Source organism: Paenibacillus barengoltzii G22 (assembly GCF_000403375.2).
GTDB classification, from domain to species: domain Bacteria; phylum Bacillota; class Bacilli; order Paenibacillales; family Paenibacillaceae; genus Fontibacillus; species Fontibacillus barengoltzii.
The window spans coordinates 612,438-637,572 of the sequence record NZ_KE159655.1 but is presented as its reverse complement, the minus strand read 5'-3'; the positions used below and the strand labels follow the sequence as shown (position 1 = coordinate 637,572).

General features: G+C 49.0%; 26 protein-coding genes, 1 tRNA gene and 1 pseudogene. 23 read left to right on the top strand and 5 right to left on the bottom strand.

Annotated elements, in window-relative coordinates:
* Positions 1 to 34: 34 nt before the first annotated feature.
* The gene (gene gnd / locus C812_RS20660) at positions 35 to 934 is read right to left on the bottom strand and encodes a phosphogluconate dehydrogenase (NAD(+)-dependent, decarboxylating) (protein ID WP_016314589.1); all 900 of its coding nucleotides are present in this window, start codon (positions 932 to 934) and stop codon (positions 35 to 37) included.
* A gap of 378 nt (positions 935 to 1,312) precedes the next feature.
* Between gnd and rpmH the strand changes: the two genes are divergently transcribed.
* The 12 genes from rpmH to C812_RS20600 all read left to right on the top strand — a co-directional run bounded on the left by rpmH (position 1,313) and on the right by C812_RS20600 (position 13,240).
* Entirely contained in the window at positions 1,313 to 1,447 is a 135-nt protein-coding gene (gene rpmH / locus C812_RS20655; RefSeq protein WP_009223341.1) for a 50S ribosomal protein L34, read from the top strand.
* Positions 1,448 to 1,589: 142 nt separating this feature from the next.
* Positions 1,590 to 1,940: a ribonuclease P protein component gene (gene rnpA, locus C812_RS20650; protein ID WP_009223342.1), complete on the top strand. Its 351-nt coding sequence runs from the start codon at positions 1,590 to 1,592 to the stop codon at positions 1,938 to 1,940.
* Between the two features lie 75 nt (positions 1,941 to 2,015).
* Complete coding sequence (locus tag C812_RS20645) at positions 2,016 to 2,915, top strand: YidC/Oxa1 family membrane protein insertase (RefSeq protein WP_016314588.1); 900 nt, start codon at positions 2,016 to 2,018, stop codon at positions 2,913 to 2,915.
* Positions 2,912 to 3,649, top strand: coding sequence for an RNA-binding cell elongation regulator Jag/EloR (jag, locus tag C812_RS20640; RefSeq protein ID WP_016314587.1), 738 nt, complete (start codon positions 2,912 to 2,914; stop codon positions 3,647 to 3,649). The genes C812_RS20645 and jag overlap by 4 nt, the downstream gene beginning before the upstream one ends.
* A 646-nt stretch (positions 3,650 to 4,295) precedes the next feature.
* Positions 4,296 to 5,675, top strand: a complete 1,380-nt coding sequence (mnmE, locus tag C812_RS20635) for a tRNA uridine-5-carboxymethylaminomethyl(34) synthesis GTPase MnmE (protein ID WP_016314586.1) — start codon at positions 4,296 to 4,298, stop codon at positions 5,673 to 5,675.
* 89 nt (positions 5,676 to 5,764) lie between these two features.
* Positions 5,765 to 7,651, top strand: a complete 1,887-nt coding sequence (gene mnmG / locus C812_RS20630; RefSeq protein ID WP_016314585.1) for a tRNA uridine-5-carboxymethylaminomethyl(34) synthesis enzyme MnmG — start codon at positions 5,765 to 5,767, stop codon at positions 7,649 to 7,651.
* A gap of 3 nt (positions 7,652 to 7,654) precedes the next feature.
* Complete coding sequence (gene rsmG, locus C812_RS20625) at positions 7,655 to 8,377, top strand: 16S rRNA (guanine(527)-N(7))-methyltransferase RsmG (protein ID WP_016314584.1); 723 nt, start codon at positions 7,655 to 7,657, stop codon at positions 8,375 to 8,377.
* A 314-nt stretch (positions 8,378 to 8,691) separates the two neighbouring features.
* The gene (gene noc, locus C812_RS20620; protein WP_016314583.1) at positions 8,692 to 9,516 is read left to right on the top strand and encodes a nucleoid occlusion protein; all 825 of its coding nucleotides are present in this window, start codon (positions 8,692 to 8,694) and stop codon (positions 9,514 to 9,516) included.
* 280 nt (positions 9,517 to 9,796) lie between these two features.
* Positions 9,797 to 10,558 (top strand): ParA family protein, encoded by a 762-nt coding sequence (locus C812_RS20615; RefSeq protein ID WP_016314582.1) that lies wholly within the window; start codon positions 9,797 to 9,799, stop codon positions 10,556 to 10,558.
* Positions 10,551 to 11,396, top strand: coding sequence for a ParB/RepB/Spo0J family partition protein (locus tag C812_RS20610; RefSeq protein WP_016314581.1), 846 nt, complete (start codon positions 10,551 to 10,553; stop codon positions 11,394 to 11,396). Before C812_RS20615 ends, C812_RS20610 begins: the two co-directional genes overlap by 8 nt.
* Positions 11,397 to 11,547: 151 nt before the next feature.
* Entirely contained in the window at positions 11,548 to 12,711 is a 1,164-nt protein-coding gene (locus C812_RS20605; RefSeq protein WP_028539971.1) for an aminotransferase class V-fold PLP-dependent enzyme, read from the top strand.
* A gap of 28 nt (positions 12,712 to 12,739) precedes the next feature.
* Positions 12,740 to 13,240, top strand: a complete 501-nt coding sequence (locus C812_RS20600; protein WP_016314579.1) for a DUF4446 family protein — start codon at positions 12,740 to 12,742, stop codon at positions 13,238 to 13,240.
* Here the strand turns inward: C812_RS20600 and yyaC are convergent.
* Entirely contained in the window at positions 13,212 to 13,820 is a 609-nt protein-coding gene (gene yyaC / locus C812_RS20595) for a spore protease YyaC (protein ID WP_016314578.1), read from the bottom strand. The genes C812_RS20600 and yyaC overlap by 29 nt on opposite strands.
* A gap of 150 nt (positions 13,821 to 13,970) precedes the next feature.
* On the opposite strand from yyaC, the gene C812_RS20590 reads away from it, so the two are divergent.
* The 4 genes from C812_RS20590 to C812_RS20575 all read left to right on the top strand — a co-directional run bounded on the left by C812_RS20590 (position 13,971) and on the right by C812_RS20575 (position 15,608).
* Positions 13,971 to 14,204 (top strand): putative Se/S carrier protein, encoded by a 234-nt coding sequence (locus C812_RS20590; RefSeq protein WP_036626237.1) that lies wholly within the window; start codon positions 13,971 to 13,973, stop codon positions 14,202 to 14,204.
* Between the two features lie 54 nt (positions 14,205 to 14,258).
* On the top strand, positions 14,259 to 15,137 hold the full coding sequence (locus C812_RS20585) for a mechanosensitive ion channel family protein (RefSeq protein ID WP_016314576.1): 879 nt from the start codon (positions 14,259 to 14,261) through the stop codon (positions 15,135 to 15,137).
* 67 nt (positions 15,138 to 15,204) lie between these two features.
* Complete coding sequence (locus C812_RS20580) at positions 15,205 to 15,447, top strand: DUF951 domain-containing protein (RefSeq protein WP_016314575.1); 243 nt, start codon at positions 15,205 to 15,207, stop codon at positions 15,445 to 15,447.
* 70 nt (positions 15,448 to 15,517) lie between these two features.
* A tRNA-Ser gene (locus C812_RS20575) sits at positions 15,518 to 15,608 on the top strand.
* A 107-nt stretch (positions 15,609 to 15,715) separates the two neighbouring features.
* On the opposite strand, the pseudogene C812_RS20570 reads toward C812_RS20575, so the two are convergent.
* Together C812_RS20570 and C812_RS20565 are read right to left on the bottom strand one after the other, a co-directional pair.
* Positions 15,716 to 16,577 (bottom strand): annotated as a pseudogene (locus C812_RS20570) (hypothetical protein).
* A 129-nt stretch (positions 16,578 to 16,706) separates the two neighbouring features.
* Complete coding sequence (locus C812_RS20565; protein WP_036626234.1) at positions 16,707 to 17,612, bottom strand: LysR substrate-binding domain-containing protein; 906 nt, start codon at positions 17,610 to 17,612, stop codon at positions 16,707 to 16,709.
* Positions 17,613 to 17,816: 204 nt separating this feature from the next.
* On the opposite strand from C812_RS20565, the gene C812_RS20560 reads away from it, so the two are divergent.
* The 4 genes from C812_RS20560 to C812_RS20545 are packed head-to-tail and all read left to right on the top strand — an operon-like array spanning position 17,817 to position 23,109.
* Positions 17,817 to 18,947, top strand: a complete 1,131-nt coding sequence (locus C812_RS20560) for an ABC transporter ATP-binding protein (RefSeq protein WP_016314571.1) — start codon at positions 17,817 to 17,819, stop codon at positions 18,945 to 18,947.
* A gap of 34 nt (positions 18,948 to 18,981) precedes the next feature.
* The gene (locus tag C812_RS20555) at positions 18,982 to 20,112 is read left to right on the top strand and encodes an ABC transporter substrate-binding protein (protein ID WP_016314570.1); all 1,131 of its coding nucleotides are present in this window, start codon (positions 18,982 to 18,984) and stop codon (positions 20,110 to 20,112) included.
* A gap of 4 nt (positions 20,113 to 20,116) precedes the next feature.
* Positions 20,117 to 21,793 carry an ABC transporter permease gene (locus C812_RS20550; protein WP_036626225.1) on the top strand — a complete coding sequence of 559 codons (1,677 nt, stop codon included), beginning with the start codon at positions 20,117 to 20,119 and terminating at the stop codon, positions 21,791 to 21,793.
* Positions 21,793 to 23,109 (top strand): MBL fold metallo-hydrolase, encoded by a 1,317-nt coding sequence (locus tag C812_RS20545; protein WP_051135036.1) that lies wholly within the window; start codon positions 21,793 to 21,795, stop codon positions 23,107 to 23,109. Before C812_RS20550 ends, C812_RS20545 begins: the two co-directional genes overlap by 1 nt.
* A gap of 274 nt (positions 23,110 to 23,383) precedes the next feature.
* Here the strand turns inward: C812_RS20545 and C812_RS20540 are convergent, their stop codons facing one another.
* Positions 23,384 to 23,581, bottom strand: coding sequence for a YjzC family protein (locus C812_RS20540; protein ID WP_016314567.1), 198 nt, complete (start codon positions 23,579 to 23,581; stop codon positions 23,384 to 23,386).
* A 331-nt stretch (positions 23,582 to 23,912) separates the two neighbouring features.
* On the opposite strand from C812_RS20540, the gene rpsF reads away from it, so the two are divergent.
* Genes rpsF through rpsR form a run of 3 tightly spaced genes read left to right on the top strand, consistent with a single transcriptional unit; the run spans position 23,913 to position 25,002 of the window.
* Positions 23,913 to 24,197, top strand: coding sequence for a 30S ribosomal protein S6 (rpsF, locus tag C812_RS20535; protein ID WP_009223358.1), 285 nt, complete (start codon positions 23,913 to 23,915; stop codon positions 24,195 to 24,197).
* A 40-nt stretch (positions 24,198 to 24,237) separates the two neighbouring features.
* A complete protein-coding gene (gene ssb, locus C812_RS20530) occupies positions 24,238 to 24,711 on the top strand; it encodes a single-stranded DNA-binding protein (RefSeq protein WP_016314566.1) in 474 nt (157 codons plus the stop codon).
* Positions 24,712 to 24,732: 21 nt separating this feature from the next.
* Positions 24,733 to 25,002, top strand: coding sequence for a 30S ribosomal protein S18 (rpsR, locus tag C812_RS20525; protein ID WP_009223360.1), 270 nt, complete (start codon positions 24,733 to 24,735; stop codon positions 25,000 to 25,002).
* Positions 25,003 to 25,135: the final 133 nt, after the last annotated feature.

Sequence of the window (25,135 nt, the reverse complement as noted above, 5' to 3'; positions counted from 1 at the left end):
AAACTCGCGCTAGGTTTCAGCAATTTTTCAGCAGTTATTTCGCAGATTCGACCGCGTGGCCGCCAAATTCGTTGCGCAGCGCTGCAACAACCTTGCCGTGGAAAGTGTCCTCCTGAAGTGAACGATAACGCATAAATAGGGACATGGCGATCACCGGCGCATTCGCTTGCAAATCCAGTGCGGTTTCCACCGTCCATTTGCCTTCACCGGAGGAGTGCATCACACCGCGAATGCCTTCCAGTTTCGGATCCTTGGCAAAAGCGCTCTGCGTCAGTTCCATCAACCAACTGCGGATCACCGAACCGTTCGACCATACGCGGGCAACTTGCTCGAAATCGTAGTTGTACTGGCTTTTGTCCAGCAATTCGAAGCCTTCGGCGATCGCTTGCATCATGCCGTACTCGATTCCGTTATGGACCATTTTGAGAAAATGACCGCTGCCGGACGGGCCTGTATATAGATAACCGCCGGATACAGCGATATCTTGGAAGATCGGCTCAACCAGACGGAAGGCCTCTTCCTCTCCGCCAATCATAAAGCAGCCGCCTTGCTGCGCACCTTCTACGCCGCCGGAAGTTCCAACATCCAGGAAGCGAATCCCGTGTTCCGCTAGTTGCTGGGCGAGTTCCAGCGAATTTTTGTAATGTGAATTTCCTCCGTCGATGACAACGTCACCTGCATCTAGCAACGGAGTTAGTTGATCCACAACCGATTGCAGCGGCGCACCGGCCGGGACCATCACCCAAACGACTCGGGGTGATTCTAAAGATTTTACGAGTTCCTCCAGGCTGGCGGCGGGAACCGCGCCTTTCTCAGCGGCGTTTGCTACGGACTGGGAATTCATATCGTAGGCCACCACGTCATGTCCATGCTCCAGCAGGTTCAGAACGAGATGGAAGCCCATTTTTCCTAGCCCAACCATACCTAATTTCATCTATAAAACACCTCGCTATCCTTTTTGTATACTTGTATACAACTTACAATTTGAATATACTCCGATTCGATTCGGCTGTAAACCATATTTATGAAAGCGTTTTGGCGAAAAATAGTCTAATCAAGCTGAAAATACTTTTCCACATGTGAATAACTTCTATTCGAAAAAAATCTCGGTCAGGCCTGTGGAAAACTGGGGCGTTGAAGATTGAAACCCGGAAGCTGTGGATTGTGTATAACGGAAAAGAAGAAGGGTGGAAGGGGAAGTTCGGTTGACTTTTCCCAGGCGGTGTGGTTAAATGTATGAAGGCATTTTCTGTGGATATGAAAATGGGTAACATAAAGATATTGATGATATTCCTGTAAGGGGGTGCGATAGATGAAACCAACTTTCAAACCGAATGTGAGCAAACGTAAAAAGGTTCACGGTTTCCGTAAAAGAATGAGCACGAAAAACGGCCGCAAGGTTCTCGCTGCTCGTCGTCTCAAAGGCAGAAAAGTACTGAGTGCGTAAAGCGTGCGTAAGGACCACCGCGGTGGTCTTTTTTTTTATATTTTGAGCCTTGTGCGATCGTTACGGCGATGTTTGGTCTATACTATTTGATAGCTGATTTTGAACCACCTCGAAGTAGAAGTTTGAATCAAGGAGATAGCTCGTGCATAAACAACTTCGTTTGAGAAACCGCGCCGATTTTAACCGGATCTACCGGTTTGGCAAATCCTTTGCGAATCGCCAACTGGTGGTGTATTGGTCGAATAAACCGGAGATTGAACGTTTTCGGCTGGGGGTTTCGGCTAGTAAAAAAATCGGAAATGCCGTCGTTCGCAACCGGATGCGGCGAATGCTGAAGGAGATCGTCCGGCTGCATGAAGCCGAGATTCGCGACCATGTCGACCTGATCTTGATCGTGCGGAACGGGGCTGTCGGAATGGAATATAAGGACCTCGAAAAAAGCGTGCTCCATGTGCTTCGGAAAGCTTCACTGCTGCGGGATTCCGGGCGTTAGGCAGGCTTGTTTCTTTGTCTCTTCAAATATGTTATGATTTACGTTGAATGGATAGGTTAAGAGAGGGGTTTTGAAGTGTCGCGATTGATGACTAACCGAAGAAGATGGCTTCTTCTCCTTCTGGCGGCCGTGATGGTGGCGGTTCTCGCAGGCTGTGCGCCTTCGAATGCACATCAGGCAACCACGACGGCTGATATGAAGACAAACGGATCATGGTGGACCGCTAATGTGGTTTATTATTTCTCGCTCGCACTGGATACGTTTGCAGAATGGTTTAACGGCGCTTATGGAATAGCGATTCTGATTATGGTGCTGATTGTACGGACCTTGATTCTGCCGCTGACCTTAAAGCAGGTGAAGAGTTCCAAGGCGATGCAGGCCATTCAGCCGCAGCTCCAGAAAATCCGGGAGCAATATAAGGATAATCCGGAGAAGCAACAGCAGGAGACAATGAAGTTGTTTCAGGAACACAAGGTGAATCCGATGGCGGGCTGCTTCCCGTTGCTTATTCAAATGCCGGTGTTCATTGCGCTGTATAACTCGATTTATTACAACTCGGCAATCCGGGAGCATTCCTTCTTATGGCTGCAGCTCGGGGAGCCTGATAAATTATTCATCCTGCCGGCGATCGCTGCGATTACGACATTTATTCAAACGAAGATGATGTCGAGTATGAACCCGCAAGGGATGCAAGGCCCAATGGCGTTTATGATGTGGGTCTATCCGATTTTGATTTTTGTGATGGCGTACAATTTCGCCGCTGCGTTGCCGTTGTACTGGATCTTCAGTAACCTGTATACGATCGCGCAAAACTACTTTATCTACCGCAAGAAAGATCCAGCTTTGTCCGCAGCTGCCGCTACGGCAGGCGGAGGCAACGGTTCTTCTTCCGGGTCAGGGAAGAAGCGGGGCGGCTCCAATCTAAAAGCCGGTCATCCCGGTAGGGGTGCCAAGGAGGCCAAAAAATCGAAATGAATAAAATTGTGACGTCGGGAAAAACCATTGAAGATGCTGTTAAACAAGGATTGGCCAAGCTCGGCACCACCGAGGATAAAGTCGCCGTGAACGTGTTAGAGCAGCCGTCAAAAGGATTCCTTGGGCTGATTGGGGTGAGGGAAGCGAAGGTTGAGCTGACTTTGCTTGAACCACCTACACCTGCACCTGAACCTGCATCAGTACCTTCCTCAAATAGGACCCCTTCGATGTCTCACTCATCTGCTTCCTTGGTGGAGGAGAAGAGTACGGGCAGCGAGAAGGATCCCTATGCGGAGGCGGCGTCATTCATTCGGGAAGTCGGGGAGAATATGGGCTTGGATGTCAAAGTCGAAATCTCCCATAGCAAAGACCATACCGTGCTTAACATTTCGGGCCAGGATTTAGGTTTAATGATTGGGCGCAGAGGGCAAACCCTCGACGCTCTGCAATATTTGGCGAATATCATCGCTAACCGTTATTCGGACAGCTTTATTCGCATCGTCCTCGACGCGGAGAACTTCCGGGAGCGCCGGAAGAAGACGCTGGAGGACCTTGCCGTTAGATTGGCCGGACGGGTCGTTCGAACGCGTAAAGAGGTTACGCTCGAGCCGATGTCGCCGCAGGAGCGCAAAGTGATTCATTCCAAACTTCAGGATCACCCGGAGGTCAAAACTTATAGTAAAGGTGAAGAGCCCAACCGGAGGGTCGTTATTACTCTGAAGCACAGCAAATGAATGAGACGCAGGTGACGTTTGCTCGGCGTAAGCTGGGGAAGCGTCATTTTTTTTAGGGTGGACTCAACCCTCCCCACCCCTCCCTTACCGTAAGGGAGGGCGCCCGAGGGCCTGCGGCCCTCTGGTCTCCCGCAAAGGGGAAGAACGTAGGAGGTCAAGAGGCGCTCCTGCTCGCTGTCCCCTTCGGGGATGCGCTCTACGTTGGTGCAAGGAACGCTTTTTCTCCCTTCGGGGTACGTCTTACTAGGGGAGCACTTGGGCTACCTCGAAAACCGTAATGCTCATGACTGCTGCTTTCGGCTCACCCGAGGGACGTTGAGGTTGGAGTCGCTTTTCGCCCCTACGGGGCCCACCTCTACTTCAGAGCTCCTGCTGGCTGTGAGGGCTCATGCTTAGAAGGGGAGCGAGGCGAGACGGCGGTGTTTTCGGAGGGACTGTGAGCAAGGAGGCGCTGTCTCCTGCGGAGATGCGCTCACGCTAGAGCAGGGCAATGAGGGTGGAGGTTTCGAAGGTGAGTGAATGATGCTGAAGAGGGGCGTATGAATCTGCGGATAACAGTGATCGTAGGATCAGACGATGAGTGGAACTATGAAATTTACGAACCCTCTTCATTGAGATATAACAAACTACTAGCGAGGTGAAACCCATGCTTAGTGATACAATTGCTGCGATATCGACGGCGGTGGGCGAAAGCGGCATCGCCGTGATTCGCGTTAGCGGGCCGGAGGCGATCTCCGAAGTGGGGCGGCTATTCCGCTCCAAGACGGCGCTGCCGGAGGCGGAAAGCCATACGGTACACTATGGCTTTATCGTGGACCCGGCGACGGGCGAGAAGCTCGAAGAGGTGCTCGTCAGCGTCTTTCGCGCGCCGCGCTCCTTCACCACGGAAGATGTGGTGGAGATTAGTACGCACGGCGGGATCATCTCTGTTAAGCGCGTGATGGACCTGCTGCTCCAGCAACGCGGGATTCGCCTCGCCGAGCCGGGCGAGTTCACGAAGCGCGCGTTCCTGAACGGGCGGATCGACCTGTCGCAGGCGGAGGCGGTCATCGACCTGATCCGATCCAAGTCGGATCGGGCGTTCTCCGTGGCGCTGAAGCAGGTCGAAGGCCAGCTGTCGCGCCAAATCAGCAAGCTGCGGCACACGTTAATTGAGACGTTGGCGCATATTGAGGTGAACATCGATTATCCGGAGCATGACGTGGAATCGATGACGATGGCGTTTATCAAGGAGAAGTGCACGGAGGTGTCGGAAGGCATCGACGCGCTGCTGAAGACGGCGAACCAGGGCAAGATTCTGCGCGAGGGGATTACGACGGCGATCGTCGGCCGCCCGAATGTCGGCAAATCCTCGCTCATGAACGCCCTGGCGCGCGAAAATAAAGCGATCGTCACTGACATCCCGGGCACAACCCGGGACGTGATCGAAGAATATGTGACGATCAATAATATTCCGCTGAAGCTGCTCGACACGGCGGGGATCCGCGAGACGATGGACGTCGTCGAGCAGATCGGCGTGGAGCGCTCCAAAGCGGCGGTGAGCGAAGCGGACCTGATCCTGCTCGTGCTCAACAGCGCCGAAGCGCTGCATGAGGACGAGATTGCCTTAATGGAGCAACTGCAGGGGCGGTCCACGATCGTGCTTTTAAATAAGATTGATTTACCGCAGCAGTTGGATCGGGAGGTGGTCCGGCGTTATTTTTCCGAGGAATCGATCGTCGAGTTGTCGGTCAAAACGGAGGAAGGGCTGGATCATCTGGAGGACGCCATTGCCCGGATGTTCTTTGGCGGGGAGCTGGAGTCCAATGATTTGACGTATGTCAGCAACGTGCGGCATATCGCTTTGCTGAAGAAGGCCAAGCAATCGCTGGCAGATGCCTATGAAGCGGCGGACAGCGGCATTCCGATCGATATTTTGCAGATCGATGTTCGGCTGGCGTGGGAGCAATTAGGTGAAGTGATTGGGGATTCGGCGCCGGATGCGTTGATTGATCAGATTTTTTCGCAATTTTGTTTGGGGAAATAAAGAGGTCTTTCGTATCAGCAGCGCCTGTTCATGGTATGATGATACGGATAGCGTTTTGAATGGTGCAAGGAAAAGGAGGTTGACGATAGATGGGTTACGCTGCCGGAAATTATGAGGTGATCGTGGTCGGTGCGGGGCATGCAGGCTGTGAGGCGGCTTTGGCTGCAGCGCGGATGGGCTGTCGGACGCTGATGGTCACGATCAATTTAGATATGGTTGCTTTTATGCCGTGCAATCCTTCGATTGGAGGTCCGGCTAAAGGCCACGTCGTCCGTGAAATTGATGCCTTGGGCGGCGAAATGGGCCGTAACATTGACAAGACGTTCATCCAAATGCGGATGCTTAATACCGGGAAAGGCCCGGCCGTTCATGCGCTGCGCGCGCAGGCGGATAAATTCTTGTATCAGCACGCGATGAAGGAAACGTTGGAGAAGGAGCCTAATCTCACGATGCTCCAAGGGATGGTCGAGGAGCTCATCGTGGAGGACGGCCAGTGTGTGGGCGTCATTACGAAGACCGGCGCAGAGTATCGTGCGAAAGCGGTAGTACTGACGACCGGTACGTATTTGCGCGGGAAAATCATTATGGGCGAGCTGATGTACGAAAGTGGTCCAAACAATCAGCAACCTTCAGTACATTTGGCGCAAAACTTGAAGGACTTGGGCTTTGAGCTCGTTCGCTTCAAGACAGGGACGCCGCCGCGGGTGCATAAGGATTCGATTGATTTCTCGCAAACCGAGATTCAGCCGGGGGACGAGAAGCCGAAGTTTTTTTCCTATGAGACTAAAAGTTCGGACAATGAACAACTGCCCTGCTGGCTGACGTATACTTCCGAGGAAACTCACAAAATTATTACAGATAACTTGCATCGCGCACCGATGTTCTCAGGGGTTATTGAAGGCACAGGGCCTCGCTACTGTCCTTCCATCGAGGACAAAATCGTACGTTTCAGCGATAAGCCAAAGCATCAGATATTCCTGGAGCCGGAAGGCAAAAACACGTCGGAATACTACGTACAAGGCTTCTCCACCAGCATGCCGGAAGAAGTTCAACTGCAGATGCTGCGTTCGGTTCCTGGCTTGCAAAATGTGCAAATGATGCGGACCGGTTATGCGATTGAATATGATGCGGTAGTGCCAACGCAGCTGTGGCCTTCGCTGGAGACGAAGCGATTGCCGGGGTTGTTCACGGCGGGGCAAATCAACGGTACGTCCGGTTATGAGGAAGCGGCGGGACAAGGCATCATGGCCGGGATTAATGCTGCGCGCAAGGTGCAAGGCAAGGAGCCGATTGTGCTTGATCGTTCGCAAGGCTACATTGGCGTGTTGATCGATGATTTGGTGACCAAGGGAACCAATGAGCCATACCGTTTGCTGACTTCACGGGCAGAATATCGGTTGCTGCTCCGCCACGATAACGCCGATTTGCGTTTGACGCCGCTAGGTTATGAAATTGGATTGATTTCGGAAGAGCGGTATGCTCGGTTTTTGGATAAGAAGCAGAAGGTCGAGCAGGAGATTGAACGGTTGAAGGCGACAAAGATTCGCCCGTCTGAAATCAATCCGCTGCTGGAGTCGATTGGTTCTGCCCCCATTCAAGACGGAAGCAATTTGCTGACGATTTTGCGCCGTCCGGAAGTGACGTATACGCATATCGCTTCGATTTTTCCATCAGAGGTTGAGCTGGATGAGGAAATGCAGGAGCAGGTTGAGATCCAAATCAAGTATGCCGGTTATATCGAGAAGCAATTGATCCACGTTGAAAGATTACAAAAAATGGAAAAGAAAAAGATCCCTGAAAATATCAACTATGACGATATTCAAGGCCTGGCCATCGAGGCGCGGCAAAAGCTGTCCAAAATTCGCCCGATCTCCATTGGGCAAGCTTCGCGGATTTCAGGGGTTACGCCTGCGGACATTTCCATTTTGTTGGTGTATTTAGAGCATTATAACCGGGTCACGGCTGCGGGAGGGTAACTATTGGATTCGATACAAGCCCAGTTTTGCTCGCTGCTCCAGGAACATGGCATTGCGGTGTCGGAGGAGCAGCTCAAGCAATTTGAACGTTATTATGAAGAACTAGTTTCCTGGAACGAAAAAATGAACCTCACCGGGATCACCGAACGGGATCAGGTCTATATCAAGCATTTTTATGATTCGATTAGCCTGGCTTTTCATGTCCCGATGGGGGAGATCGAATCCATGGCGGATATCGGATCTGGCGCCGGGTTTCCCGGCATTCCTCTAAAAATTTGTTTTCCGCATCTACAGCTCACGATCGTAGATTCGTTAAACAAACGGATTCAGTTCTTGCAGCATGTGGTGGATGAATTAGGGTTGTCCCAGGTGCGTCTGCTTCATGGACGTGCAGAAGATTTAGGACGCCAGGAAAACCTTCGTGATGCCTTCGATTTGGTTACCGCCCGAGCGGTGGCTCGTATGGCGATTCTTAACGAGTTCTGTTTACCATTTGCGAAACCCGGCGGCTTATTCGTGGCGATGAAGGGGAGTAATCCAGAGGATGAAGTGAAGGAAGCGGCCCGAAGTTTATCCGAGCTGAAAGGGAAATGGGTCAGCACGCCGGCATTTTCTCTTCCATTGGAGAACTCCGAACGTCATTTGGTGCTGATCCAAAAAACGTCTCCTACGCCAAAGAAATATCCGCGAAAAGCAGGAATACCAGCGAAAACACCGTTGGTTTAAACGATTATAGAGGTATCCCCCTTAGCAAAATGTTCCACGTGAAACATCGCTAAGGGGGCTTTTTGTCCGTTTGCACGCTTATCCTATCTCTTTTCTATAACTTCTCTAAATTAGAGAATAGGATTATAGAGGAAAAAGTGGTAGAATAGATATATCGGGTTGGTTGAGGGTTGGATGGACGTTTTGAAGCCACGGTTCATTTGGTGGACAAACCCTTAACGAACGTGCATTTCGTTTAGAGCAATGTCATCCAACGGGGATGATCCGTAAGGCTTAGCCTTATGTCACTTTGAAATTAGGTGGTAATCGACGGAATGAAAGAACAATTTTCTAAATTGTTTGGGCTAACCGAACGAAATAGCGGAGATGAAGTGAGACAAATTCCGGTGGGGGAAATTGTCGGCAGTCCTTATCAGCCGCGGACGATCTTTGACGACGAGAAAATCGATGAACTCTGCCAAACGATCCGTACTCATGGCGTGATTCAACCAATTGTCGTACGGTATCGGAATGATAAGTATGAGATCATTGCCGGAGAGCGTCGTTGGCGTGCCGTCAAAAAGCTGGGCCTCGAGTCCATTCCTGCGATCTTGCGCGATTTCAATGATTCGCAAGCCGCGTCTATTGCTTTGATCGAGAACCTCCAACGAGAAGGGCTGACTTCGATTGAGGAGGCGATGGCTTACCAAAACTTGATCGATTTGCATCAATTGACGCAAGAGAGCTTGGCTCAACGTCTTGGGAAGAGCCAATCCACGATCGCCAATAAGATCAGGCTGCTTCAGCTTCCAGATGAGGTAAAGAATGCGCTGATGGAACGGAAGATTACAGAGCGTCATGCGCGTGCTTTGTTATCCTTGGACTCGGAAGAGCTGCAGCTGAAGGTGTTGGGTGAAATCATCAGCAAAGAGCTGAATGTAAAGCAGACAGAAGCCCGCATTGCCTTTTATAAGGAAGTAGCTAAAAACAAAAAGTCTCCTTCGAGACGAATCTCCTTTACTAAGGATGTTCGATTGGCTCTTAATACGATTCGCCAGTCGATTGATATGGTTACAGGTTCGGGTTTGCAAATTAAAACGGAAGAGAAGGATCATGAGGATCATTATGAAATTGTGATTCAGATCCCGAAACGTTCATAAACTCGCTCGCTGACCCTAACCGCGAGGTTCTGGTCAGCTTCTTTTTCGGTCTTTCTTGAATAGTTGTGAACATGCGATTGCTGAACTATCTATGCACATGTGGATAATGATTATCCTTATGTACATGGGGTGGATATATCGGTTCATAGCTGCTCATCTCTCGATATCGACCGGCAGGTGTATTCACCACGCATTGCTATAGGTCTTTTTGTAGCTGCAGCCTAGAATGCGTACATGAGTACTACAAAGAGATTCTTCTATTATATTGAGGTGAACTGGATTGTCTAAAATCATCGCCATAGCGAACCAAAAAGGGGGCGTCGGTAAGACGACGACTTCTGTCAATTTGGGAGCGGGATTAGCTGCCATCGGAAAGAAAGTACTGCTGATCGATATTGACCCCCAAGGGAATACGACAAGTGGTGTTGGCATTAATAAAGCGGATGTTGCGAATTGCATATATGATGTACTCATTAACGAGGTTCATCCAAAAGATGCAATTGAACATACGGAGATTGAAAATTTGCATATCATCCCGGCTACGATTCAACTCGCTGGGGCTGAAATCGAATTGGTTCCCACCATTTCGCGCGAAGTCAGACTTAAGAAATCGTTACAACCGATTCGGAACTTATACGATTATATTTTGATTGATTGCCCGCCTTCGCTAGGAATTCTTACCATTAACTCCTTGACCGCCGCTGATTCCGTTCTCATTCCTATTCAGTGCGAATATTACGCTTTGGAAGGACTTAGCCAACTATTAAACACGGTGAGATTGGTTCAAAAGCATTTAAATACTTCGCTGCAAATCGAAGGGGTCTTACTAACGATGTTTGATGCCCGGACAAATCTGGGTATTCAAGTCATTGAAGAGGTTAAGAAGTACTTCCAGCAGAAGGTTTATAAAACTGTGATTCCACGTAATGTGCGTTTAAGTGAAGCGCCGTCCCATGGTCAATCCATTATTACGTATGACCCTCGTTCGAAGGGTGCGGAAGTATATCTTGAGTTGGCAAAGGAAGTGGTATCTTATGAGTAAACGATTGGGCAAAGGATTGGATGCTCTGATCCCGGCACTGTCTATTCAGGAAGATGATAAGGTTATAGAGATCCCACTTAACCAACTACGTGCCAACCCGTATCAACCACGCAAGACCTTTGATGAGGAGGCTATACGGGAATTGGCCGAATCGATTCGGCAACATGGGGTTATTCAGCCAATTATTGTACGCAGCGTACTTAAAGGTTATGAAATTATCGCAGGGGAGCGCCGGTTCCGTGCTTCACAATATTGCGGTAATACAACCATCCCGGCGGTTGTTCGGAGTTTTTCAGACCAACAGGTTATGGAAATTGCGCTAATCGAGAACCTGCAGCGTGAAAATTTGAACGCGATGGAAGTGGCGGTAGCGTACCAAGGGCTGATGGATCAATTCCAGCTCACACAGGAAGAGCTTTCGTTGAAGGTAGGAAAGTCTCGTTCTCATATCGCGAACTTTTTGCGATTGCTTTCCTTGCCGGACGAAGTGAAGGAATATGTTTCACGTGGAACATTATCGATGGGACATGCCCGAGCTTTGGTTGGGTTGAAGGATCCAGACATAATTAAGCAGTTGGCTCAGCAATGTATCGATCATGAATGGAGCGTTCGTGATCTGGAGAATGCGGTGCAACAACTGGATCGCAAAAAGCAGGAAAAACCAAAACCGGCTGGAAAGAAACGGGACCCTTATATCGAAGAAGTGGAAGAGAGTCTGCGTGAACGGTACAAGACGACAGTCAAAATTAAAGCGAATAAAGATAAAGGGAAAATCGAAATTAACTATTACAGCCAACAGGATCTGCAACGGCTGCTCGATATGTTAACTTCGGGATAAATGAAATGACATATCCAACTTTTGGATAGCTCCTAAAGTGGGGGCTGCAGAAGGAGGGTATGTCATTTCTTGGTCTGGCATTCGATTGAACTGGAATGAATGGTGAGGTTGAAACTCTAATCCAAACTTACACCAATATCCAAAGGAGGGAATGTGTTTGCGTGAGGGAAAATCCATTATCTATTTGGATCATGCGGCGACATCTTGGCCAAAACCTCCTAGGGTAGGAGAAGTGATGTTGGAAATACTAAACGGACCAGCTGCTAATGCAGGACGAGGGAATCATGGGATGGCGCTCCAAGCAGGAAGGGTGTTGTACAAAACGCGTGTCAAGCTGGCCCAGCTATTTGGAGTCTCCAATCCCAATGATATTGTGTTAACCTCCAGCACAACTTCGGCTTTGAACTTAGCCATTAAAGGATGGCTAAAACCAGGGGATCATGTGGTGGCGACCACCGTTGAACATAATTCGGTAAGACGTCCTCTTGAGTTTTTGAAGCGGACTGCAGGCATCGAAGTAGATTATGCTGAGGTGGATGCTTACGGTCGATTAGATTTGGAGCAGGTGGAGAAACTTTTTCGCCCTCACACACGTTTACTTGTATGCTCTCATAGTTCGAACTTGTTGGGATGTATTTTACCGGTTCAAGCTTTAAGCCAGATAGCTCATGCACACGGAGCGATTTTATTGGTGGATGCTGCGCAAACGGCAGGGTGCTATCCGGTGAATGTTCAGGAAATGGGGATTGACTTGCTTGCCTTTCCAGGGCATAAAGGGTTGCTTGGTCCACAGGGGACTGGGGGATTATACATCCGCTCGGATCTTGATCTAGAACCGCTAATGCATGGGGGAACAGGCAGTCAATCCGAAGAACTTGAACAGCCGTCGGTACGTCCTGACCGGTATGAAGCTGGCACGGTGAATACGCCCGGGATTGCCGGGTTAGGTGCTGGCGTGGAAACCGTGCTGGAACGTGGTGTGGAGCAGATTCATCGTCACGAGTGGGAGTTAACCCAATTTTTAATGAAGGAACTGTATGAGGTTCCTGGTGTTCGTCTGATCGGTCCAGAGATCGGTCAGCCTCGAACGGGTATCGTATCGTTTACAATCGAAGGACGAGATGCCTCGGAGGTCGCCTTTGTGCTGGATCGGGAATATGGCATCGCAGTTCGTGCAGGATATCACTGCACGCCGTTAGGCCATCAAACGGCCGGCACACTGGAAGGCGGAGCCGTTCGCGCCAGTGTAGGTTATCTGACGACCGAGGCAGATCTTCAGAAGTTAGTGGATGCAATTCATAAGTTGATGAACTGATCTCAAGCACAGAGGAGTAGAAAGTCGCATGCGGGAATGGAATGATCTCATCTTTGAGCAACTAGTCTGGATCGTTGGAGGTTTCGTTCTCCTGATCCTTTGGATGTTGATCTGGAATTTGATTCAGGGAAGTAAGCTTCGTAAGATGAAACGAAGATACGAACTGATGATGAAAGGTGCCGGCGTACAAGACCTGGAGACCTTGCTCATCGATTTAAAAATGCAGCAGGACAAAATCGAAGATGTCCAGGAAGAACAGAAGCAGCAACTCACACAAATTCAAAAGTGGATGCCTATGCAAAAATCAAAAATCGGAATCAAACGCTACAATGCTTTCGGTGAAAAGGGGAACGACTTGAGCTTCTCCATTGCGATCATTAATGATCAGCAAGATGGCGTAGTCCTAACGGGCCTGTACAACCGCGATGGTTCATTTGTATATGCTAAGGGCTTGGAAAAAGGGGAGTCACCGCATGCGCTCTCTCCGGAAGAACGGGAAGCTATAGCTCTTGCCGGGCTAAAGAAATAGAACCCTGAGTCCACTCTTTGATCGCGGTATACAAGCATTTTGATATAATTTCTGAAAGACGCATAACTAGACTGAGACGTGTGTTCTGCAAAACAAAGTATTCCATGAAGCCGCCGACATTGACGATGCCCGTAAGATGGATATCGCCGACCGGCGGTAATTCTTTATTTACCCCTGCGCCAGGACGGAGGGGGCCTTGCACTACTTGAATCGATCCAACGCTGGATGTTTGACCGAGGCAAGCGTCTATGCTGATGATATAAGGGTCAGGGAATCGTGCGTGGATTTCATCTAACGTTTCTTTTAGATTCATAGCATGTACAGGCTCATCGAGTGTACCGTAGAGGTGAAAATACGGGCAGCGATACTTCGCCAACGCGCTGCCAACCAGAGGGCCTAAGCAATCTCCGGTGGAACGATCGGTCCCGATACAGACGACAACGATGTCTTGTCCTGGGGTAACCTGTCCAAAATGCAGAAGCAACCGGTGAATGATGGCCGAATGAATGCCGGGTTCGGTATGAGGGATTTTTAAATAAGGAATTTCTTGTCCTGGAATGGTCGGTTGAATCTGTGACATGGAATCTTCCTTTCCGCTGAAGATCAAGTGCGTATCCGCACTTTAAAGATTTAGTAGATAGTATATGGAAGAAATGCGTATTATATACTCGTACCAAAGTCTTAATGAGCAAAAAGGAGAGGAATCTGAGTGGAAGAGGAATGGTTGGTGATGGCGTTTGATTCAACCCAGCAGGCACTGCGTGCAGAGATGCTGCTGGAGTACGCTGAGGTAGAGATCGATTTGTTTCCTACCCCCAAAGAAATCACGGCAGGATGTGCGTTATCGATTCGTTTTCCGCAAATGTCGTTAGACGTGGTGAAACAAATCATCACTTCGGAATCCGTAGAGATTCGAGGGATTTACTCCCACGACGGGATGAGCTATCATAGCATCAAGCTTTAGAGCATTGCGGTTTTTGACTCATATATTGATGAAACTCACAAAGGATTGATAGATATGCTGCTGGCGAATGAATCGGAAGTGATCCAGGATGCGGCCGAAACGGTGACCACTTGGAAGGATAAATTATGGGATTGGTTTACAGATATGGATATGTGGACGGATGTGCTTTTTTCAGGGATTAAAATCATTTTAATTTTCGTCCTTACCCGATTGTTTGTTCGAATTTTATTTCGAATAATCGATCGATCGTTGCAGAAGAGGGAGAAAAGCCGGTTACATATGAACCCGCGACGGTTAGTTACCGTTGGCGAACTGCTCAAGAATGTCACCACCATCACCAGCAATTTTATTATGGTTATGTTAGTGTTGGGGGAGATTGGGTTCGATCTGGCACCGCTGCTGGCGGGTGCCGGAGTTCTTGGCTTGGCGATTGGTTTTGGTGCTCAAAGCATGGTGAAGGATGTAATTACCGGCTTTTTTATCATTCTGGAGGATCAGTTTGCTGTCGGCGATGTCATTCAAACCGGAAGTCTGAAGGGAACGGTGGAGATGATTGGACTGCGCTCCACACGGCTGGTAAGCTGGACGGGGGAGGTTCACATCATCCCGAACGGAATGATAACGAACGTAACGAACTATTCCGTGGGGACCGCATTAGCGGTGGTTGACTTGCCGTTTAGCAACTCCAGGAAGCTGGAGGACAGCGTAGAGCTGCTGAAAAGGGCCATGCAGCGCCTGAAAGAAGAGCAGGAGGAGATCCCTCAAGTTCCGAATGTACTGGGCATTCAGTCGTTAACTTCGAGCGAATATGTTATTCGAATTGCGGTGGAGTGTGCGCCAGCCATTCGATCGGAAGTGGAGCGCCAGATTCAGGCGTATGCCAAAGAAGCCCTGGAGCAAGAAGAAATGGAGAACCAGCGAGGGCGTGCATAGATCTAAGGTTCGCTTCAATTTATTGGGATTTAATTAAAAATTTAAGAATAGATCGGGGGAATGTGTGATGGAGCGGAAATCCTTTCAATTAGGCGATATCGTACAGATGAAGAAAAACCATCCTTGCGGGAGCAATGAAATGGAGATTATTCGGATGGGCATGGATATCCGCATTAAATGCGTTGGCTGCAAACACAGCGTGTTGGTGCCTCGGGCCAAGTTCGAGAAAAATATGCGTAAGGTGCTTCGGTCCGCTGCTCCAACACCCGATAATATGGCGTCGGATGAGCAATTACCTTCTGGGGAATAAGTAATTTATGAGATGAAGGATCCTCTCTATTGCATTTCGGATGAATTCATGGTACAATCATTCTTGCTGTGGAGAGGTACCCAAGAGGCCCAAGGGGGTTGACTCGAAATCAACTAGGCGTCGCAAGGCGTGCGTGGGTTCGAATCCCACCCTCTCCGCCATTTAATAACTCAACAGATAATGATAAGGCCTTCTACGTGATGAACGTAGAGGGCCTTTTTGCTTTGCTAAGAATGGATTGTCCCATAGGACTTTGTGACATAAGTGCTTAGTACCGGTTCAGAATCAGGTTGGTTTTAAGGGAATCGGCATGAACGAGCCAACCTTGCGCTTCCAGCGTGTTCATCAGCTTGGTTCGATTTAATGCAGCTTCGTCGTAGCTGTCCGTCTTAAAAGAGATCTCGATCAAATTCTCCATACCTGTACCGTCTTCGGTTCGAATTGGCATGACTTCGATATCCGTTTCAAGACCGTTAAACTCACCTTCATATTTACTGACGATTACTGGACCATGGGCACGGGAGCTTTTTAGCATGTCTTTCCCCCAGCCGGACCCATTAGTATTTTTAAGCTTACCCGGAATGTTGTCTACCAGCATGTCCAATACTTTGCTCTCTGACGGGATAGTAAGTCCCTTGGATGCAGATTCTTCTTTATCATTTGAGAAGCTCAGCGTCTGCTTGCTGTAGCCCCAGTCTACTTCAGCCTCATAGTTATCATCAGAGGAATCAAAGCCGGCTTGATTCGCTGCGGTAAGTGCGGCATTGATGTCCCCGTTTGTTACGGTGAATCTTTTCTTATAGGTCAGTTCGTATTTCTTCTTGTCTTCCTTCTTGCGGAATCTGACATTCCAGCCTGAGCCGTTCAAATCCTGCGCATGGGTGTCAAAATACTCCCACGAGCTGTTGATCAGCAGGACTTGTGATGTGAAATTCGCTGGTTACGGAGCTTTGCAGAGAGCCGTCGGCGTTTAGCACTTTCCCGGCATCCAGCAGGAATTTTACTTCGTAAGAAGGGACAGCGTTGGAAGCTGCCTGGACATCCGTTGCGGTTTGCCAGCCTGTCAGCAGAACAGCCGCAGTTAATGCGGTAGCGGTCATTGATTTGACAATCTTAGCTTTGATATTCATGATTTTCACTCCTTTTTAAAGTGGGGAATGCCTACAGACTTCACTTTAAAGAGGTTGTATAAGGAGGATGTCAGAGCTGTTTTATGTTCTGGTAAAAAAAAGAAACATTTTCTTTAGGGCATCCAAGATTTATTGCTGCTCAGGATTTAGGCATTGAGACAGATGGGCGGTAAACTTGCGCAACAGTGCAGAAGGATGGCGATTTCGGTTAGTAACCATATAGACGTAACGTTTGGCCTCATTGTCGGGTATCTTTCTCATTTGCAGTAGTCCGCGTTGTACCTCATCCTCAACTGACATTCGAGAAACGAAAGAAACATACTTGCCAAGCATCACCGCTTGTTTAATGGCTTCCAGAGAATCAAGCTCCAGTGAGAAGGGAAGACGCAGGCGGTTGCTTTCAAGCCATTTTTCCGCAAAGCGGCGGGTGCTGGACTCCATACCGTGCAAAATAAAGGGGGAAGAAGCAATTTGATCCGCAGTGGGTTCAGGCTGTGCGGCCAGAACATGATCTGGCGATAAGATCAGCACCAAGTCGTCTTCGCAGATGGCTTCCGTTTGCAGTTCCGCCGATATAAAGGGTTCCGTTGAAATAATACCTAAGTCAATTTGGTGTTTCTCAAGCATTTCCCGGATCACCGGCGCTGGTTTGACGGACAAGGAGATGTGTATACCAGGATATTCATTGGAGAAACGATGAATCATTACGGGCAGAAGATAAGTGGCCGGCACGTAGCTGGCCCCGATCTGGAGATGGCCCTTTCTTAGGGCATCAAACTCGATAACAGCTCGCTGCGCTTCGGAAGCCAAGGCCCCGATTTTAATAGCGTAATGGTGCAAGGCATAACCCGCGTCTGTCAAAATGATTTTCCCCATACGGGTATCAAACAGCTTTACACCGAAATCCCTCTCCATATTTTTCATGTGAAAAGTAACCGTTGGTTGTTTAAGGTCTAAGATCTCAGCCACGGTTGTAATCTTGTTGTATTTCTCAAGCAGTTCGACGATTCGCAGCTTGAGCAGATTTAGATTCATGATCTCCATTTAACCTCTCAATTCCTTCCTTATTGTACGGGCCCATGTCTATATATTTAATCTATGAATGTTAAAACAAATCATTGAAAAAATTAATTTTGCATTTACATTGCTATAACACAGGTATTGAAATCGGTAGGTAAACTAAGGAATGTAAGCGGCATGGCCCCGTTTACCAGTTAACTGGGCAAGGAAGGGAACCTAATGGATTTATATATTAAAGGGTTGGAAAAGCGTTTTGGCTCTACAACTGCTTTATACCCCACTGATTTGAAGGTTAGGCAAGGCCGGTTTACTACTTTGCTTGGTCCTTCGGGTTGTGGGAAAACAACGCTGCTACGAATGATCGCTGGATTAGAAACCCCGGATCAGGGCTTGATCTCTTTTGGTGATGAAGTTTTGTATGACGGACCGGGAAGCAAGGTGACACCGCCGCATAAACGCGGATTTGGTATGGTTTTTCAGGATTTTGCCTTATGGCCGCACATGACGGTGTTTGAAAATGTAGCCTTTGGTTTGCGGACAAGTCGGCAGACGAATGGACTTCGCGAAACGGTATTGGAAGCATTGGAGAAGGTTAAGTTGGGCGGCATGGAACAGCGGTACCCACATCAGTTGTCTGGCGGACAGCAGCAACGGGTCGCTTTTGCCCGGGCGGTGGCCGTGCGTCCCCGTCTTGTCTTGTTCGACGAACCGCTGAGCGCGCTGGATGCCGTACTTCGTGAAGAGATGCGTGTTGAAATGATGGCGCTCGTTAGAGACTTAGGCCTGACAGCCCTTTATGTCACACACGATCAGGTTGAAGCGATGTCGATGTCCGACGAGGTTGTGGTGATGAATGCAGGACGCATTTTGCAGACCGGTTCACCAGAGGAGGTGTACGGAAAGCCAGCAGATCCGTTTGTAGCCCGATTTATCGGTAAATCCAACTGGTTAAGGCATTCTAGCCAACCAGGCTCGCATTTGGAGCTGGCATCCAGAACTAAGTCTGCTGCAACTGCAATGTTTAGACCGGAGCACCTCTTTTGGGAGCAGGATCGAGAAGGGAGCCGCCAGCCTTATGAGGTGGAGGTCCTGCAGGTTAGTTACATGGGGGATCGGTATGAGATGCACATTCAAGCTGAGGGACAGGAGGTTTGGACGGCTTATCATCACAGCCGAATTCCGGTAGGAAGCCGTTTAAATGTATACCTGCCAAAGGGCCGGGTTACAAGTTTTTTGGAGATTGATCAGGCTAACCAAGGTAGTGGGAATATCAAAGTCGGCAGTTTGAATAGCGCCGCAAAAGTCGTAGGGATAGGCTACGGCAAAAGCCCAGCTATCGCTGGGAAATAAGGGATAACAGTATAAATCAAGGGGGAAAAGAAACATGGCGAATCACATTCCTAACAAGAAAAAGGGGAAATGGGGGACAGGCAGCGCGCTTGCTCTAATGCTCACTTTCGGCTTAGCATTGACGGGCTGCGGCAGTAACACAACTTCAGGGGGAGCAGCTAGTTCGAACAATGGCAATTCTGCTTCGACCAATACCGCATCAACGGTTGCTTCTGCACCGGCCTCTAATGAAAGCAACAGTACTTCCGATTCAGCAGATAAGAAACTGACGGTGTACACAGCAGGGCCGGAAGGTTTGGCAACAAAACTGATTGAAGGTTATCAATCGAAAACCGGTGTAAAGGTTGAGGTATTCCAAGGCACGACCGGTAAAATTTTAGCCCGGCTGGAGGCTGAGAAGTCTAACCCGGTGGCGGATGTTGTGATCTTGGCTTCTCTTCCATCTGCACAAGGCTTGAAGCAGGAAGGATTAACGCTCCCTTATCCGGAAGCCGTAAATGCTGATAAGCTGAATCCGGATTGGTCCGACGCTGAAGGCAATTACTTTAGCACAAGTGCATCAGCGCTGGGCATCGCTTATAACACCAATCTGGTGAAGACCCCGCCAACATCATGGGAAGATCTAGCCAAACCTGAATTCAAAGACCAAGTAAACATCCCTGATCCGTCGTTGTCCGGTTCTGCGCTCGACTTTATGACCGGTTACCTAAGTGTTAAAGGAGACAGCGGGTGGTCCTTGTTCGAGGACTACAAGAAGAATGGCGTCGCTATGGCCGGAGCTAACCAGGAAGCATTGGATCCGGTTATTACGGGGGCTAAAGGCATCGTAGCTGCTGCGGTTGACTACATGACCTATAAGGCGAAAGCAAAAGGCGAGCCGGTTGACATCGTGTATCCGAAGGAAGGGACCGTTGTCAGCCCGCGTCCTGCACTCATTCTGAAATCAACTCAGCACGAAGCCAATGCCAAAGCATTTATTGATTACCTGTTGTCTGATGAAGCTCAAAAAATGGTTTCCGATGCAGCCCTTCTGCCGGGACGTACGGATATCAAAGCGGAAAACCGGGCCAATCTGGATGAAATTGGACAGTATCAAGTGGACTGGAATTGGATGAACGAGAACGGCGCAGACATCACTGAAAAATTTACACAGCTGTTCAAATAAAATGATGAAGTACTTGTCACTCAAATCCGCCAGGGTCTGGTTTATCGGATTGGCCCTGTTGGTTCTTACCGTCATGATTGTTGTTCCACTGATTGAAATCTTCATTCAAACGGTGTATCGAAACGGGGAGCTGCAGTGGTCAGCTCCTTTCCGTACGCTGGCGAAATCGGGACTGGCCGGTGTAATGTTTAGCTCCATTTGGCTTGGGATCTGTGTCATAGCTGGTACTACGGTATTGGCTTTGCCCCTGGCTTGGATAATGACTGCTACAAGGATCGGCCGCTGGAAGTGGTTGGACATTGTACTGCTCATTCCTTTTATGACGCCGCCTTACATCGGATCCATGGGTTGGATTCTATTTATGCAGAAGAACGGATACCTGGAGCAGCTGATCCCGTCTCTATCCCGAATTACGCCTTACTTCTTCACCTTTGGCGGCATGGTACTGATTATGAGCCTGCATCTTTATCCTTTTCTATATTTGCTGCTGCGCGGCGCGCTTGAGCGAATTGGAGGCAGTATGGAAGAAGCGGGGGCTGTGATGGGAGCCCCGTTTTTGTACCGATTCCGTCGGATTGTGGCCCCGTTACTTCTGTCCGCATACGGCATGGGCGCCATGCTGATCTTTGTTAAAACTATCGCGGAGTTCGGCACACCAGCTACTTTTGGCAAAAGAATCGGATATGAGGTCATGACCTCGGAAATCCATCAATATATCTCCAGCTGGCCGATTGATTTCGGCAAAGCTACAACCCTGGCATCGTTGCTGCTGACGGCCTGTCTGCTGATGTGGTACGTCCAATCCATATTGAGCCGCCGCTTTACTTACAGCATGGTAGGTGGGAAGGGCAGCCGCCACGGCGCACTGAGGGAGAGAGGTTGGCCGGTTTGGATTAGCGCTATTTTCGTGGGGCTTCTGCTTGTTTTCTCAATCGGGGTTCCTTATTTCTCGATCCTGGCGGCCTCAATGATGAAACTTCGCGGTGTGGGCCTGGCTTGGAACAACTGGACGTTCGATTACTATAAACAGCTGCTCACCTGGGGAACACCGAGTATGAAGGCACTGATGTCCAGCATCTGGTTGTCTTTCGTCGCTTCTACGGTTGCTGTGGTGCTGGGCACCTGGTTCGCACTGGTGATTCAACGCTCACGTACTATTGGACAGCGGTCGGTTGACTTGTTAAGTCTGCTGCCGAATACCGTGCCTGGCATCGTGATGGTGGTTGGCCTCATCCTGTTATGGAACTCACCTTGGATGCCAATTCACCTCTATAACACCTATGGCATGGTTATTTTAACGTATGTTATTTTATTTGTTCCTTATACCGTTCAATACGTAAAAAGCGCTGCAGGCCAGATAGACAGTTCCTTATTTCAGGCTGGGCAGGTATTTGGTGGACGCGCCCTTTATATTTTTAGAAGAATCATGCTGCCTTTGATTGTACCGGGGATGATTTCCGGTTGGATGATGACCTTTACGATTGCTTCGCGGGAACTGGTGGGCTCACTCTTAATCCTTCCACCTTCAGTTCAGACCGCGGCCACCTACATTTTTGCTCAATTTGAGCAGGGGCAGGTTTCGTTAGGGATGGCGATGGCCGTCGTTTCGGTTGGTTTTACCACCTTGATGTTATTAATTATCGAGAGCTTGGGCTCCAGAAGAAAGTGGAATGCAAAATGATGAAACTTCATATATGGGGAGGGGCCGGAGAACATGGCCGCTCCTGTTATTTACTTGTCGGCGACCATCATCGGATATTATTGGACTGCGGCGTAAAAAAAGAAGACGAAGGCCAGTATCCGCTGCTCGATCCTGAGGTCATTCCTCAACTAACGGCGGTTTTTCTGTCGCACGCTCATGAGGATCATTCGATGGCACTTCCGTTACTATATAAGCACGGCTATAAAGGTCCGATCTGGACGACCAGGCCAACCGTTGATCAAATAAGCAGCTATTTCGCCAACTGGCGCAGTTATGTGAATGGCAGAGGCGCCAAGCTCCCATACACGGAAGAGCATATTGAAGCACTGCATTTCCGCTATCTTGAGGATCTGGCTCCCGCCATGCAATGGGCAGATTTGGGCATGCATCCAGCCTCTGTCCGGGTGAAGTGGGGGAGGAGCGGCCATTTGGCTGGTTCCATTTGGCTGCGGCTCGAGGTGGAGGATCACCAAGTCTATTTCTCGGGTGACTATAGCTCGGAGTCGTTGCTGCTGGCTGTTGACTCACCTAAGGAAAACGAGAGGGGAGCTAACTTGGGGCCGGAGGATCCTGCCGATTTAGCCATTGTAGATAATGCCTATGGCAATGATCAAGAATCTCAAGAAGACAAACTGTTTCATCTAACCAAGGTTGCTCAAAGGACACTGGAACTAGGCGGGCATCTGCTGTTACCTGTGCCGTCTTACGGAAGAGGCCAGGATATGCTGATTTGGGCCTGCGAGCAGTTCGAATCCTATAACATCATTGTTGAAGAGAAAATATGGGCTGGTCTGCAGCGGCTGCTGGAACAGCCGGAATGGCTTAAGGTTGGAATGAGCGAACGAATTCGACAGGCGCTGGATAACAGCCGACATAGAATCATTTTACCGAAGAATAATGAGGAACGTCTTCAAGCCTTAGGTCAGAAGGGGCCATGTGTCATTTTCACCAATGACGGTATGATGGAATCCCCAAGAGCCCGCTGGTACTTCGATCAAGTAGCCAGGGATCCCAAGCATGCGGTCGTGATTACAGGACATGCTGCGCGTGATACGTTTGCTCACAATATACTGGTGGGGGGTATAAATAAACCGGATTGCCGCGTTCATCATATCCGTTACAAGGTACATCAAGGGCTGGGGGATGTAAGAAGGATGCTTGCAGAGGTTCCCGCTTTAAAGACATTACTTGTACATACTTCCAAAGTGAAAACGGACGAAGTATGCAGATTACTGTTAGAGGAAGGCCGCCAACATATTTATTCCCTGCAACCAAGCGAAGAATTAGGGTTCTAAAACAAATGAAAACAGGACCCCGAAGGGTCCTGCTGACGGCGTTACTGTGGAGATTCTATGCTCACATCAAGGAATAGGATTTACTGCCCCTGAAGGCAGCCTTGCCGTAAAGCGAAAACTTTGCGGTGTTTCTCCTTACTCCAATCTTGAGTTAGACTCCTAACAGCTCATGAAAAGCGATCTGGACCAACGGAACCACACCTCTCTTGTCGCCGTCGATTGTATTATGTGCAGATTCCCTCGATTTATACACATCAATTACGAAAAAAATAAATTAGTGAACCCGAGCCTTTTCTTCTTTCTTCCACTTGCGATTCTTGTTTGTCGTTTCAGGGAATTTATCGCCCCTGTTCAATGTGATCCGTTTTGGATCTTTAATCTGCGTATGAAAGCTGCGCGCCTCGCCAACCTCAACGTAAACCCCCGGGTTCGGAGCACGCATGCCTTCCTCGAATTCAGTTTGTTCACCCATACTGCGTTCCTCCTTTGCAATGCATTAGACTACATGGATATTGTTTGTCATGCGTTTTTTTTCATGTATCTTTATGGACCGATAATTATTTACAGGCAGCGTAATTTGAGGGAGGATGCGGTTTGCATGGTAAAGCGCATGGGAGCGATCGACATGAGTATCGTATGGGCACATGGTGATCAATAGCAAAGGCAAGTTGTGGGAACTTGATCTGATCCTTGCGTGCCGACATTGGATTTGATATACTATTACGGTGCGAGTTTACTCTCGCTCCTTGCTCCTAAACGAAAATACGTATTGGGGGCCATAGTCCAAGAGGAGGTGAATCAGAATGCGCAAATACGAAGTGATGTACATTATTCGTCCTGACGTTGAACAAGAAGCTGTTCAAGCTACAGTCGAAAAATTCCAAGGCATCATCCAAAACGGCGGTGAAATTACCAAACATGAAGTTTTGGGCAAACGCCGGCTTGCGTATGAGATTAACAAGGTTCGTGATGGAATTTACGTTCTCGTGAATTTCACCGCTGCTCCAGAAGTTGTTGCTGAGCTGGAACGGATCTTGAAGATTTCCGACGAGGTTATCCGTTATCTCATCACGAAAGACGTAGCCTAATTCAAGTTTGAGTAACCATTGCCCGAAGGAGGGGATTTGATTGTTGAACCGTGTCATTCTCATCGGACGTCTTACCCGGGATCCGGAGCTGCGATATACGCCAGCTGGCGTAGCGGTAACTCAGTTTACTCTTGCTGTGGACAGACCGTTCACCTCGCAAGGGGGCGAACGTGAGGCGGACTTCATCCCGGTTGTTACCTGGAGACAGCTTGCCGAGACTTGCGCGAATTATTTGCGTAAAGGGCGGTTAACGGCTGTTGAAGGACGTATTCAAGTACGGAACTACGAAAATAACGAAGGTAAACGTGTATACGTAACCGAAGTTATTGCCGATAATGTCCGTTTCTTGGAATCGAACCGCGAGGGCGGTTCAGGTGGCAGCGGTACGCGGGAAGAATCACCGTTCGGAGGCAACAGCAACCGTGGCGGAGGATTCTCGCGCAGCAATCAGAACGATCCTTTCTCCGACGACGGGAAACCGATCGATATATCGGATGACGATTTGCCATTTTAACAACGGAAAGGACTGAAAAGCATGAGCTTCAAGCAAAGAGAAGGCGGAGACGACAAAAGACCGGCTCGCCGCGGCGGCCGCAACAAACGTCGTAAAGTGTGCTACTTCACTGTGAATAAAATTACTCACATTGACTATAAAGATACGGAGCTGTTGAAGAAATTCATCAGCGAGCGCGGCAAAATTTTGCCTCGTCGTGTAACTGGCACTAGCGCGAAATACCAACGCCTTTTGACGATCGCGATCAAACGCTCCCGTCAAATCGCATTGCTTCCATACACAACGGAATAAGCGTAATCAGCTAGCAAAACAACCGAACCCTAAGGTTCGGTTGTTTTTTTGTTTCTATACAAAAAGGACTTAAGTCATAGAGCTTCGCATTCGGTAAAATCCAAGTGAATCGATATAAAATAACGTCGATATA